This is a genomic window from Flavobacterium bernardetii (genome assembly GCF_011305415.1).
Classification (GTDB): domain Bacteria; phylum Bacteroidota; class Bacteroidia; order Flavobacteriales; family Flavobacteriaceae; genus Flavobacterium; species Flavobacterium bernardetii.
Window position 1 is genome coordinate 196,114 of record NZ_JAANOQ010000005.1, and the last position, 13,839, is coordinate 209,952.

Here is a 13,839-nt window from a genome sequence, read left to right on the forward strand (position 1 = left end):
CTAATAAATATATTTAGAAAAATCTTTGTGTTCTTCTTTGGCTAATTCTTCAGGTGAAAGCGATTTGAAATACTCATACGTAATTTTCATTCCCTCTTCTCTGTTTACTTTAGCACTCCAGCCTAAAATTTCTTTTGCTTTTGTAGTATCTGGTTGACGTTGCATTGGATCATTAACTGGCAAATCTTTATAAATTACTTTCTGATTGGTACCTGTTAATTTTATAATTTCTTCTGCAAAATCAGAAATTGTTATTTCATCTGGATTACCAATGTTTACTGGCAAGTGATAATCTGAAAGTAATAATCTGTAAATCCCTTCTACTTGATCCGTTACATAACAAAACGAACGCGTTTGACTTCCATCTCCAAAAACAGTTAAATCTTCACCACGAAGTGCTTGACCAATAAAAGCAGGAATAACACGACCATCGTTTAATCGCATTCTTGGTCCGTACGTATTAAAAATACGAACAATTCTAGTTTCTACACCATGAAAAGTGTGGTAAGCCATTGTGATAGATTCTTGAAAACGTTTTGCTTCATCATACACACCACGCGGACCAATTGTGTTTACGTTTCCGTAATATTCTTCTGTTTGTGGATGAATTAGTGGATCGCCATATATTTCTGATGTTGATGCAATAAGAATTCTTGCTTTTTTAACTCTGGCTAGACCTAATAAATTATGTGTTCCTAACGAACCTACTTTTAAAGTTTGGATTGGAATTTTTAAATAATCAATAGGACTTGCTGGAGAAGCAAAATGTAAAATATAATCTAATTCACCAGGAACGTGAACAAATTTTGTAATATCATGATGATAAAACTCAAAGTTTTTTTCTTTAAATAAATGTTCTATGTTTTTTAAATCACCTGTAATTAAATTATCCATTCCAATTACGAAATAACCTTCAGCTAAAAATCTATCACATAAATGTGATCCTAAAAAACCTGCAGCTCCTGTTATTAATATTCTTTTCATTTTTATTTTCTTAAAACTCAATTTATTAATGAGTTATTGATTTAATTTTTCTCTTTTGTAGTTTTCTTGCATAAATAAACAATAAAATAGTACAAAAAATACCACACCTCTTTGTCTCCACATAAAAGATTCCGTCAAAAATACACTTATCATTAATATTGAAAAAGTAAAATTTATAAAATCTTTGTTATGAAATGCTTTTTTTATTAAAACAAACAACATTATCAGTAAAATTAGTAATCCGAAAACACCTAACTCCGCAAAATTTTGGATATATTGATTGTGAAAATTTTTATTTTGATAACCGTCATCATTTCCGCTACCTTTATATACATTGTATTTGTCTCCTTTTTCTTCTAATTTTTTAAAGGAAGCATTGAGCCCGAATCCTTTCCAAAAAATGGTTTCTTCAGATAAAAATTCTAAAAACAAACGCGCTTGATATACTCTAAATGCAGTTCCAGGAAAATAATCATTTGGAGTAAATGTTTCATTATTCCAAGCTTCATAAACACTCACATAATGCACACCTTCTGGAACGCCATCAATTACATTATGACTAATGCTTTTGTTCGTATTGGATTGAAATTCTGCTTCAAAACGATTTTTAATTTTTCCAAAAAAAACAACGGATCCAAAAATTAAAGTGAATATAATTAAATTTCGCAGCCTCATCCTGTTTGCAGATTTAGCAAAATAGAATATATAAACTAAGGTTATAAGTATGGCTACTAAAATGATGTTTTTTGAAGAAAGTAATAAAATAAAAAACAATAAAATGGCCATCGCTGTTTTTTGCCAAATGGTTTTTAATTCATTGGCTAAAAAATGTACGTACGCCAGTATTGAAAATACAGAGAAATGTATTGCATTTAATTCTTTTGGAATTAAACCTAAATCTAAATCTTTATCTTGATGGTAGAAGAAAACCGCAGTGTCTTTTAAAATGAAGTATCTAACAATCGCTCTAAAAATGAAGAAAAGCGCAAAAATCAAAAAACCGTAAGCGTAATATTTTGAAATTTTATTAATTTGATTTTTACTAAATATTGGAATTACAGCAAAAAGAAAAGGAATTATCAATAAAAAAGCCTCTTTAGGTGCTGCTTTTGTAGTTCTTTCTATATCAATTGTCCATAAAAAAGAGCACATCATCAAGATGAAAAGCAAAATAGGAAGCAATAAAGAAAAAGATAAATTGAACTTTAATTTTTTATAATTCCACATAACAACCACTCCAAAAAAAGCAAGTATCGTGTTGGTTACAGCAAGTTTAAAAGGTAATGAAAGTAATAATAATAGGATAAAAACGAAAGCAAAATTATTTTGATTTTCCTGCTTTATATCTTTCCATACATTGTTCAAAAAGTTGTAAATAATCGCCATTTATTTTAGTCCAATTAAACTCATTAACTATTGCTTCGTAATTATTTTTAATGAACGGCAAGTTATTACTTTTTTTGCTATTATTTAACAAATTTTTCACTTCTGTTGGGTTAGAAAAATAAAATGCATTTTCTTTTAAAACACCTTTGTTAAAATCGTTATTATGAGCCGCTATAAGTGCTTGTGATGCCATGGCTTCCAATAAAGAAGGATTGGTTCCGCCAACGGAATGACCGTGAAAATATAATTTACAATAGTAACGCAAATTATTTAAATGCTCTAAATTATAAATTCCACCCATAAAACGAATGTTTTCGTGAGTTTTAAACTTATTTTTTAAATATTCACCATATTTTGTATTATGGTTTCCAATTACTAAAATTGGTGTTTTATCTTCGGTATTTAAAGCAACACCTTCCAAAACCATATCTAAATTATTTTCTGGTTCGAAACGGGCCATTATCATATTGAAATTTTCTTTTTCAACTTGATATTCCTTTAAAATTTCTTCGTTTGGCGAATCAAATGGGTAAGCACCATAAGCGATGTAAGTCGAGTCTTTCTTATATTTTTCTTGCAAGAATTTTTTAATCCCTAACGAATCTGAAACTAAATAATCACCTGATTTTGCCGCCAACCATTCTGCTAATTTTAAAAATTGTTGGACCGGTTTAGAATATTTAGAACGTTTCCATTCTAAACCATCCATATTGATGATGTTAATTGCTTTTTTGGGCAATAGAAAAAACCAAACGGAATTACTTGTATATCCTAATTGTAAAATGATATCAAAATCTCTTTTTCGGCTATCCATAATACAATTATAATCGTAAATAAACTGACCAAAAGTGCCATATTTATATTCTGGATCGTGCTTATGAATCAAATTTACACCATGAAAGGTTTTTTCTTGATATTTATGGTTGTGCGAATTGTAACAATATACATCGTGACCTTTTTCTACTAAGTAAACAGAGAAAAATTCCGCAAATTGTTCAAAACCTCCGTAGTAATTAGGAATACCTCTTGTGCCAAGAATAGCTATTTTCATGTATGTAATTATATTTTTTAGATGTTAAGATCTTATTTTTCTAACAAGTTATAAGTGTTGTTTACGTAAACTAATATTTTGGCAATTTTATATGTTTTTTTTATTGATGGCAAATATAGAATTTTAGTAAAAATATTATCCGTTTACTCAAATAATATTTTAAATTTGTGTCTTAAATAATATAATTATGATCAATTTCGAAGCACTAGAACACAATTTAGAAGATCTTAGAATAAAATACTTAGCTGCTCAACCATTTCCACATTTAATTATTGATAACTTTTGTGATGAAGAAAAACTGAATCGTGCTTATAATTCAATTCCAGAATTAAATAATAAAAGTAGAGATTATGCTTTTGCTAATAATAAATTCGAGAAATCGAACTATAAAGTAATTTGCCAAGAATTAGAGGATCTGTACAATGATTTATCATCTGAAAGATTTAATAAAATATTAAGTTTCATAATTGCAAAAAATACTTTTGTAGATCCAAAAAATTTTGGTGGAGGATTGCATCAAGGGAAAAAAAATAGTTTTTTAGATATGCATCTTGATTTTAATTATCATCCATTAAATAAAAACTGGTATAGAGAATTAAACTTATTGCTTTATCTTAATAAAGATTGGAAAAAGGAATATGGAGGGGAATTAAAAATTAAAGATTTGAGAACTAATGATGAGTCAGAATTAGAAATTCCTTTTAATAGATTAATTATACAACAATGTGGCCCATATACATTACATGGTTATGATATGACTAATTTTCCAGAGGGTAAATACAGAACATCAATTGCCACTTATGCATATCAAGTTCACGAAAGGTTAATTGAAACACCGAGAACAACCGATTGGTTTCCAAAAGAAGATGCTTCAGTTTTGAAAAAAATATTTGCTAAGAATTATAATTTTTTAGTACAAACAAAAAATAAATTTTTTGGTAGTGGTACAGCAAAAAACCAATAAAAAAAACATTTTAATTATTAATCAGTCTGCTGAACTATATGGTTCAGACAAGGCTTTATTGGAGCTACTTGAAAATTTTCCTGTTAATTACAACCCAATTGTAGTACTCCATGAAAAAGGACCATTAACAGAAAAGCTTAATAATTTAAACATTGAAATTATTGAGACGAGTGTAATTAAAGTAAAAAGAGGTATATTAAATATGAAGTTTTTATTAAGCTTACCTTTTGAAGTTTTTTCGTCTTTTAGAAGCATTAGAAATCAACTTTCTGGTAGAAAAATTTCTTTGATTCATTCCAATGCCACATCTGTTTTTATTGGTGCTTTTTATTCTTTTTTTTTTAGGATTCCACATATTTGGCATGTACATGAAATCATAGAAGAGCCAAAAAGAATCGCTAAAATATATCCTTCAATAATCAATTTTTTTTCAAAAAAAGTTATTTTCAATTCTAAAGCAACTGAAAATCATTTTATTTCAATTTTACCAAAAATTAAAAAAAAGGGAGTTTTAATCTATAATGGTCAAAAAAGACAATTTCCTTATTTAAATGTTTCTGAGACAATCCGTTTAAGAAATAAAATTTGTTCATCGATTGAATATGATACAGTTTTAATTGCTTTAATTGGGAGAATAAGTAGGTTAAAAGGTCAAAAACTATTATTAAATGCATTTAATAAACTTACTAAAAACTTTAACAATGTTCATCTTTTATATGTTGGCTCAACACCAAAAGGTCAAGAGTTTTATTTAGAAAATTTAAATGAAAAAATAACAACTTTAAATTTGAATCAAAAGATTACTATACTTCCATTTACAGAAAACATTTGGCCTATCTATGATTCTGTAGATATTGTTGTTGTTCCTTCAACAGAAGCAGAATCTTTTGGTTTAGTTGCTACAGAAGCAATGTTATCAAAAAAGCCTGTAATTGCATCAAATTTAGGCGGTTTAAAAGAAATTGTTGTTGATAACGAAACTGGTTTTCTTTTTGATTACAAAAATGTTTTTGATTTACAAAGAAAAATTGAACTTTTAGTACAAGACAATGAATTAAGAAAAAAAATGGGGGAGAAAGGACACATTAGGGTTAAAGAACATTTTTCATCTGAAAAGTATGTGAAAAAAATTGAAAAACTATACGATTCTTTTATCTAATTTATTTGCAATAAACTCTCTATAAGCAATTAGCATACCAATAATAATGGATTTGTTATCGAGTTTTAGATAAAAACCCATAAAAACCCAACTTGAAAATATTAAAAAAATAGCTGAACCAAATAAAAGCAGATTAATGTTATTAACTACAGAGTTATTTAGATTTTTAAATTTTTTTTCTCCAACATAGTAGATTGACAAGCAATAAATCAATATCCCTAAAAGTCCACTTTTAAGTAATACGGTGCTAAATGCATTATGTAAAACAGGATAATATCTAACAAATGTTCCGTCGTTTGTCCACATTCTTCTACCAATATCAACTGTAGCTCCTAATCCATTACCAGTAATTGCTGGTTGTACTTCTCCATTGAAAACTTGATTAAATGTTTTAATGTTTTCAAATGATCTAAAATTGTCATTAAAATCTTTCCAATCATCTTCGTTAATCTTGGTTTTAAAAGCTTCGTAAGGGGTGATTTTTATTTTATATAAAAACTCATCAAATGCTTTACCGTTCCTTCTTGGATTATATTGATAAATAAGAGAATATCCAATTAATGAAAAAGACAAAACGTAAAGGATAATCTTTAAAGATTTTTTATTTACTATTAAATAACCTTTAATCGCTAAGAGCAAAATAACAAATTGAATGAAGTTTGTTCTCGATAAATAAAAGAAAATTGAGACTCCAATAATTAAACAATACAATTGCTTTTTTTGTTTGGAAAGAACAATGTTAAACTGCTCATTAAAAAGTATTAACAACAGTATATATGGTTCAAAATCATTGAAATAACCGCAGTAATCTCTGATTTTCGCAACAGATAGTGTAGTAAATCTTAAAATTGTAATAACAACTAAAACATTATGAATAAGAGCTAAAACAAAACCACATTTTATTAGATAATCAAATGTTTTTAGTTTCATTTTTTTTGACAAATTGTAACCTATCAATAATCCCAAAATTGGTTTTAGCAAATATGCTAAATCCCTAATTTTATAATATAAATTATTTTGATAAAAGAACAAATCAGTTAATATACTGATTATAAGTATCAATATGAAACAAGAAAGGATTTTTATAAATTGAAATGAATATTTTTTTTCAGTTGTAATGAAAGCTATTAGCAACCAAACAATAAAAGTTAACTCATAATTATTAAAAAGCATAACAGCTGTTGCAATAATTAATAGTATATAATTTAAACTAACTTTCGAAATTTTACCCATCATCTTTTTTATTGTTTTTTTTAATATGCTAATAGATAAAAAATTTATTTATATAAAAATTTCTTTAACTTAAAAATATAGAAAAATATCATAATTATATCTGTTGCAATTAATGTATAAAAAACACCATACACCTTATATATTGGCAATATAACAATAATCGTAAATATATTTAACACAACTGTAATTATTGTTATAGTTATGTATTCTTTTTTTAAATCAAAAGCTAATATCAATTGTTTTAATGCTATTGATATAGCAAATATAAAAGGGATAAACACCGCTATTTGTAATAAATTACTTAAAACATAACGATTAGTTGGATTAAAATAAGAAATTATTTCATATGAAAAAACAAAAACGAGTATCATTCCAATGAATACAAAAATCAAATTAATTCCATTATAAATTAACCATTGTTTAAGTCCCTTTTTTATATTTTCATCTATTAAAAAACATATTTTTGGATAGACAAAACTAAAAAACAGAATTACATAGGTTTTGAAAACAACAATTACTTGGTCAACTATTCTATATTGTCCTGCTAATAAATTACTTCCAAAAAAACTTATTAATATTACTGGACCATATTGATGAATAGAAACAAATATTTGTGAATAAAATATGGAGAAATTATCTTTTAAATGATTGCAAATTTCAGCTCTATTAACATTATTAAAATGAAGATTATATTTCCTTAAAACCACTATAAATACAATGCTATTTGAAATAATCATACCTAAACCCCACCAAAGGTTTACATTTACATAATCCGATTCTTTAGAAATAGTTAAAAACACTCCAATTAAGTAAATTGTTTTAGAAACCACATTTAGAACTGTAATTAGTTTTACATTTTCTAACCCTTGTAAAAACCAAGTTGGACTAATAAATTGACCAATAACAACTAATAAACTGAAAAAAAATAATTTTTTATCAGAAGAAAAAAATGGAATTATAGAAAAAAAAATGCTAACTATTAGAAGAACAAATATTAAAACAACACCCTTAACAGCATAAGTTGTGGAAAAAATTTCATTTAATTTTAATTTATTTTCTCTATTTACAGAAACCTCTCTTACACCTATGATATCCGAACCAAAATCGATGAAAACAATTAAAAAAAAACAAATTGCCATTCCTACAGCAGTTTTTCCAAAATTTTCTTCACCGCAAACTGACACAATATAAGGAGCAACCAATAAAGGAGTAACTAGATTGAAAAGTTGCCCAAAACCATATACACTTAGATTTTGGATTTGTTTGTGCAAAAGCATTTTTTTTAACAATTGCAGCATTTAATTTACAGAATAAAGTTGGTTTAATTTTTTATAAAGTTTATCACCTTTCGGATAAAGAGAAGGGCCAATTAATTGCTTAGGATTTTTTCTCCTAATACTTCCCGTTAGTTTATCAAAAACTGTATTGCTTTCATCAATTCTGAATGTATAAAAAATTTCTTTTGCTTGTAATGTTATGCTTTTCTTTTTGTAAGAAATTGATATTTTATTAATTACAATATCTGGTTGTTTAATGTTTCTACCAAAATCTAAACGGATTTGTTTTGGCTGAATAGAATCTGGAAAAACAATTTCAATTTTTTGGTTTTTTTTACTTCCATTAACTTTTTTCCAAAAAGACAGAGTGTCAGTAAAATTAATATCTTTACTCATGGTGTAGTAAACGTTAATAGAATCTGATTTTTGAATTACAGCATCTATATTTACTACCAATTGATTATTTGTTTGACTAATATTGTCACAATTGAAAAACAATAGTAATACCACTAAAAAACTTATTGATTTTATTACTTTCATTTGGTTTTTATTTATCCTGTAAAAATACTAGTTTTATTTCAAAAAAAAAGTGAACTTTCGTTCACTTTTAAATTATTTTTTTGTTGTTATCTCTCTAATTTTATCAATTGTTAATTGAGTAGGATAATAATATGGTGTTTTATAAACACCTTCTTTAGCTAAAATTGTTAATGTACCTTTAGCTACGTCTGTTTTTGTTAAAAACTGTTCATCTTTTATAAAATAATTAAAAAAATCAGAACCTTTAAATTCGTAACTATTTCCGTAATAATCAACTTTTATGTTTTTTACAACAACAGAATCTTGATCTTGTTTAAGTCCAAAATCTAATCTTATATGAGTTGGTATTTTTTCATCTGTTAGTGCAAATGATACAATTTCTTTCTCTTTACCACCATTAACTCCTTTCCAGATAGCATTATTGTCCTTAAAATTTGTAGTACCATCTTCAGAAAAATACATACAGAAGTTATCTGTTTTTTTGGTTGTAACTTGCATATCAACACTAAAAAAAGGGTTTCCGCCATTACCTTCTTTTGTAGCTTCCTTGTCTTTACAAGACGATAAAAAAAGTGTAAATACTGCTAATAATGATAAAACTTTAACTTTCATTTTTTATTTATTTATAATTTAAATTAACGTGAATCTATATGTAATTTTTGCAAATATAAAAATTAAATTTTAACTCCCAATCTTTTTTAAGTCAATTTTATAGATGATTACATTCCTATCTAAACCATTTTTTGATACATCGTTGTCAAACTCTATAGTTATTTCGTTTACACCCACATTTTGATTGTCAAACTTGAATGTATTGACGTTGTTGTTAGGATTTTCACTTAAAAAAGTTTCGCCAATTTTCTTTTTGTTAAGAAACACTTTAATATGAGCATTTACATTATCAATAGGTTTTATTGGCAAACTGTTCCCGTGAACCTTTAACTTATATTTTCCTTTAATTAAATTGATTTTTTTTGATGTAATTTTTCCACTCTCAAAAATGAGTAAATGACCTTTATCATCTAAATTACCATTTGTGAAGTCTGTTAAATATATTTTTGGATTTAAATCTATATTATCACTTTTTTCTGTATTATTATCAATATTAATTTCACTTTTTAATTTATAATGTTTTGCCCAACAGTCATATTTATCTATTTGATGATCAATTATAAAATGTTTGTCTAGAAACGCTACATCTTCAGGACTCAAACTAAACGGTCTAAAATTTCCATCTACAAACCAAAAAGACTCTAAAGGCATTTGTTCGTCTCTTAATTTATTGACATAATCTTCTGGTTTTATTTCCCATCCTAAATCTCTACTGTTTGTAGAAGAAAGTAGCCCACTCATTACATATGCATATGCTCCTATTATTTTATTTCTTTGACTATTGTTTTTTACAATCTCATCAGTCACTAATGACCATTCGGATTTAAAAACTGTTTTATAATATTCTCTTTTAAAAATATTATAATAAATAGAGAATATTGAAAATATAGCAACAACTCCAATTGTTAATTTCTTATTTTTTATTAATGACAACACATAAGCTAATGCGATTACAAATAATGAAAGTGAGCCAATAAAATATCTATTCAAAATCATAGACACTTGTAAGTAGGATTTTGCAATGATGAATCCTATGTTTACAATTACCCAAATTGATAATAATAATACAATGTATTTTTTGTTAATGTTAGTTTCTGTTTTTTTATTAAAGAATATCAGAATAAAAAACAGAATTAAACCTATTACATATGTGCAGAGTACAATTTCTGAACTACCTAATAATTCAAAAAAGGCTTGTTTTATAGTTTCAAATGTAGGTTCTGGTATCCAAAAAGCTGTTATGTTTGAAACCCTGAAAAGAATTGATAACGCAGGATAAATAACAATTGATGTAACTACTGTAGTTATTAAATAATTTTTAATTAATTGAATTTGTTCTTTTTTAGTTTTATCAATAAAAAAATAGAAGAATAAAAAAACTGTAATTATCATTACGTTTAGTGATCCTAACGGATGAGCATTTGGAATTAAACCAACACCTAATCCTAATAGAATTGCGTTTCTTGTACTCCACTCTTTTAAAAATTTTACTAATCTTAAGTTAGCAAATAATATAAAAAATATCAATAATGAATATGCTCTTGCTTCTTGAGAATGATAGATATGAAATGCATTAACGGTAAGTAAAACCGCTGCGATATAACCCGCTTTTTTATTAATTAATTCTTTGACTAATAAATAAATAGTATAAATAGATAAAACACCAAAAATTGCAGAAAAAAACCGTAAAACATAAATATTATGCCCAAAAAATGAACACATTAATTTGAGAGGATAATAATAAACTTCAGGAAAAGCATCTCTTGTAGCTATTAATTCATTTGTTTTTGACAAGGGTAACGTTGGGTCAGATAACTGAAGCGTGGTTAATTCATCTAACCAAGGATTTTGAAAACCTAAATGATAAAACCTTAATATTGCAGCAATAATGAGTATACCAAGTAGTAAAAAATTAATTTTTATACTTTTTAATTTTTTGTCAATATTAATGTTTATTGTAAAGTTCATATTTGTTTTTTAGTACGTTTTGTTTGCGATTATTTAAGAATTGTATCAATTACTTTTTCAACATCCAATTCAAAATATAACGGTAGTCTAATTAAACAATCGGTAAATTTATCAGTGTTTTCTAATTTTCTACCATCGTGTTTTTCGGTATAAAATGGACTCGAATGTAAACTTATGTAATGAAAAACGGCAAAAATATTACTTTGTTTTAAAGCTTCTAATATTTGTGTTCTTTGTTGTATGTTTTGGCACGTTAAATAAAACATATGCCCGTTATTTGTCGCGAAATTAGGTACAATTGGTAATTGGATTGAATTTTTTATCGCCCAATCTTTTAATTTATTGTAATAATCATTCCAAATTTCTATACGTTTGGTTTGTATGTTTTCTAAGTTTTCTAATTGTGCCCATAAAAAAGCTGCAATTATTTCTGATGGTAAAAAAGAACTTCCTATATCAACCCAACCATATTTATCAACCTCACCTCTGAAAAAAGCAGAACGATTTGTTCCTTTTTCCCAAATAATTTCTGCGCGATCTATAAATTGTTCGTCGTTTATGGCTAACATTCCACCTTCACCGGAAATAATGTTTTTAGTTTCATGAAAAGAAAATGCCGCTAAATGTCCTATGGAACCTAATGCCTTTTTAATTCCGTCTTTTCCAGTATAATAACTATCAATGGCTTGTGCAGCGTCTTCAACAACAAATAAACTGTGTTTTTTTGCCAATTCCATAATTACATCCATATCGCAAGCAACACCAGCATAATGAACTGGAACAATAGCTTTTGTTTTTGAAGTAATTAACGCTTCCAGTGTATCACAATCCATATTCGGATGATTGGGTAAACTGTCTGCAAAAACAATTTTTGCACCACGTAAAACAAATGCATTTGCTGTAGAAACAAAAGTATAAGACGGCATAATTACTTCATCACCTGGTTGAATATCAATTAATATTGCTGCCATTTCCAAGGCATCTGTACATGATGTTGTTAGCAAACATTTTTTGAAACCATAATTTTTTTCGAAAAAACTTTGGCACTTTTTTGTGAAGATTCCATTACCGGATAATTTATGAGAGTTTACCGCTTCGTAAATATAATGTGTTTCTTTACCTGTAAGATAGGGTTTGTTAAACGGAATGTTCATGTTTTTATTCATATCAATAATACCTATTTTAAAATAAGTGGTTGTTTTAAAAATTTCATTGGATTACCAATTACCGAACAATTATCGGGTATATCTTTTGTTACTACTGTACCAACACCAATAACTACATTCTTACCTATTTTTATTCCGTTTGATATAACTACACCAGAACCAATAAAAGTAAAATTGCCAATATTTACATTTCCAGAAACAATTACACCAGGAGAAATATAACAACATTTACCAACTTTTGAATCATGAGAAATGGTAACGCTATTATTAATTAAACTTCCATTTTCAATTAATACGTTTTTATCTATATTACACATTGGATAAATAAAAACTGCATTTTCAACAACTGCTGTTTTATTAATAAATGACGTTTTATGTATAAAATTTGGTGTTTTTTTATTTAATTCTTGTAATTTATTTAAAATATCTTGTTTGATTTTTAGATGTTTATATCCTAAAGCAACATAAAAATTATTTGAATTCGTTTCTAAATATTGATTAAATGAATTAGCTTTTATGTTTTCTTGATTGGATTGATATACATCATCAAAAACATTCAGAACAAGATTTTCTTCGTTTAAAAAAGAATAAAATTGTTCACCTAAATCGCCAAAACCAATTATAGAAATTTCTTTCATTATTTTGTTGCTATAAAACCAATATATTTAAACAAGTTTCTAGAAACTGGTAATGCTTTTGTTAAATAATCATGCATAATTTCCGCTTGTTCAAATCTTTTAGTTTTCTCGGTATTTTCATCGTTAATTAATTGAGCTTGACCAATAAACCAATGGTAAATAAATTCTACTTTTTTAAAACCTGCTTCCATAAGCAAATCTCTTAATTCTTCTTCTACTAAACCACCTTTAATGTGCTTTTGGTGTTCTGCAGTTTGAAAAATATTTTTATCAATACCAAATTGTGCTTCAATTTCTGCGTCTTTAGATAAAACCGCATTTATTTCTCTTTGAAGAATTGGGTCATATTGTTTTGTAGCGTCAACTTTTTTAACATCGTTCCAAAAATAATAATTTGGACTTAAATCGGCATAAAATACACCACCATCTTTTAATGCGTTAAAAGCATTTGAAAAAGTAGGTTTCATATCGTATAAATGATCTAAAAACGTATAGGCTGTAGCTAAATCAAAATGTTTTTGAGGTAATTCTACGGTTCCAGTATCAGAATTAATTAAGGTAATTGAAGCATTTCCAGATTTATCTACTTTATCCATCATAGCTTGTGTTACATCTACACCTACAATTTCTGAAGCATATTTTTTTACGATATTAATCATAAAACCTGTACCACAACCTAAATCTAATACTTTTGAAAAAGAGCTTTCTTTATGTAATTTTTGAATAATATCATCTACTCTTTTAATGCTTTCTGGTCTAAAATGAGGTTCAATAGTATTGTAATCATTTGCCATTGCAGAGTGAACAGCTATATTTGCTGAAATTGCGTCTTTTATGTTATCTTCCATTTTCATATGTTTT

Annotated in this window: 13 protein-coding genes; 2 read left to right on the forward strand and 11 right to left on the reverse strand. The window is 26.8% G+C overall.

What is annotated here, in order from left to right:
- From G6N05_RS10695 to G6N05_RS10705, 3 genes are read right to left on the reverse strand one after another with little or no spacing between them, the layout of a single operon-like run.
- Window positions 1–984: a UDP-glucuronic acid decarboxylase family protein gene (locus G6N05_RS10695; RefSeq protein ID WP_166128527.1), complete on the reverse strand. Its 984-nt coding sequence runs from the start codon at window positions 982–984 to the stop codon at window positions 1–3.
- Between the two features lie 33 nt (window positions 985–1,017).
- Window positions 1,018–2,370 (reverse strand): O-antigen ligase family protein, encoded by a 1,353-nt coding sequence (locus tag G6N05_RS10700; protein ID WP_166128532.1) that lies wholly within the window; start codon window positions 2,368–2,370, stop codon window positions 1,018–1,020.
- Entirely contained in the window at window positions 2,306–3,421 is a 1,116-nt protein-coding gene (locus G6N05_RS10705; RefSeq protein WP_166128536.1) for a DUF1972 domain-containing protein, read from the reverse strand. The genes G6N05_RS10700 and G6N05_RS10705 overlap by 65 nt, the downstream gene beginning before the upstream one ends.
- A 187-nt stretch (window positions 3,422–3,608) precedes the next feature.
- Between G6N05_RS10705 and G6N05_RS10710 the strand changes: the two genes are divergently transcribed.
- The gene (locus G6N05_RS10710; RefSeq protein ID WP_166128541.1) at window positions 3,609–4,385 is read left to right on the forward strand and encodes a 2OG-Fe(II) oxygenase; all 777 of its coding nucleotides are present in this window, start codon (window positions 3,609–3,611) and stop codon (window positions 4,383–4,385) included.
- Entirely contained in the window at window positions 4,363–5,544 is a 1,182-nt protein-coding gene (locus G6N05_RS10715; protein ID WP_166128545.1) for a glycosyltransferase family 4 protein, read from the forward strand. The genes G6N05_RS10710 and G6N05_RS10715 overlap by 23 nt, the downstream gene beginning before the upstream one ends.
- Here G6N05_RS10715 and G6N05_RS10720 read toward each other — a convergent pair.
- The 8 genes from G6N05_RS10720 to G6N05_RS10755 form a co-directional block, all read right to left on the reverse strand.
- Window positions 5,524–6,474, reverse strand: a complete 951-nt coding sequence (locus G6N05_RS10720) for a hypothetical protein (protein ID WP_166128550.1) — start codon at window positions 6,472–6,474, stop codon at window positions 5,524–5,526. The genes G6N05_RS10715 and G6N05_RS10720 overlap by 21 nt on opposite strands.
- Before the next feature lie 347 nt (window positions 6,475–6,821).
- Complete coding sequence (locus tag G6N05_RS10725) at window positions 6,822–8,054, reverse strand: oligosaccharide flippase family protein (RefSeq protein ID WP_166128555.1); 1,233 nt, start codon at window positions 8,052–8,054, stop codon at window positions 6,822–6,824.
- A 21-nt stretch (window positions 8,055–8,075) separates the two neighbouring features.
- On the reverse strand, window positions 8,076–8,594 hold the full coding sequence (locus tag G6N05_RS10730) for a hypothetical protein (RefSeq protein ID WP_166128560.1): 519 nt from the start codon (window positions 8,592–8,594) through the stop codon (window positions 8,076–8,078).
- Window positions 8,595–8,666: 72 nt separating this feature from the next.
- The gene (locus tag G6N05_RS10735; RefSeq protein WP_166128565.1) at window positions 8,667–9,206 is read right to left on the reverse strand and encodes a hypothetical protein; all 540 of its coding nucleotides are present in this window, start codon (window positions 9,204–9,206) and stop codon (window positions 8,667–8,669) included.
- Between the two features lie 69 nt (window positions 9,207–9,275).
- Window positions 9,276–11,174, reverse strand: a complete 1,899-nt coding sequence (locus tag G6N05_RS10740; protein WP_166128569.1) for a glycosyltransferase family 39 protein — start codon at window positions 11,172–11,174, stop codon at window positions 9,276–9,278.
- A gap of 29 nt (window positions 11,175–11,203) precedes the next feature.
- A complete protein-coding gene (gene rffA / locus G6N05_RS10745) occupies window positions 11,204–12,340 on the reverse strand; it encodes a dTDP-4-amino-4,6-dideoxygalactose transaminase (protein WP_225875160.1) in 1,137 nt (378 codons plus the stop codon).
- Between the two features lie 11 nt (window positions 12,341–12,351).
- Window positions 12,352–12,978 (reverse strand): LbetaH domain-containing protein, encoded by a 627-nt coding sequence (locus G6N05_RS10750; protein WP_166128574.1) that lies wholly within the window; start codon window positions 12,976–12,978, stop codon window positions 12,352–12,354.
- The gene (locus G6N05_RS10755) at window positions 12,978–13,826 is read right to left on the reverse strand and encodes a class I SAM-dependent DNA methyltransferase (protein ID WP_166128578.1); all 849 of its coding nucleotides are present in this window, start codon (window positions 13,824–13,826) and stop codon (window positions 12,978–12,980) included. Before G6N05_RS10755 ends, G6N05_RS10750 begins: the two co-directional genes overlap by 1 nt.
- Window positions 13,827–13,839: the final 13 nt, after the last annotated feature.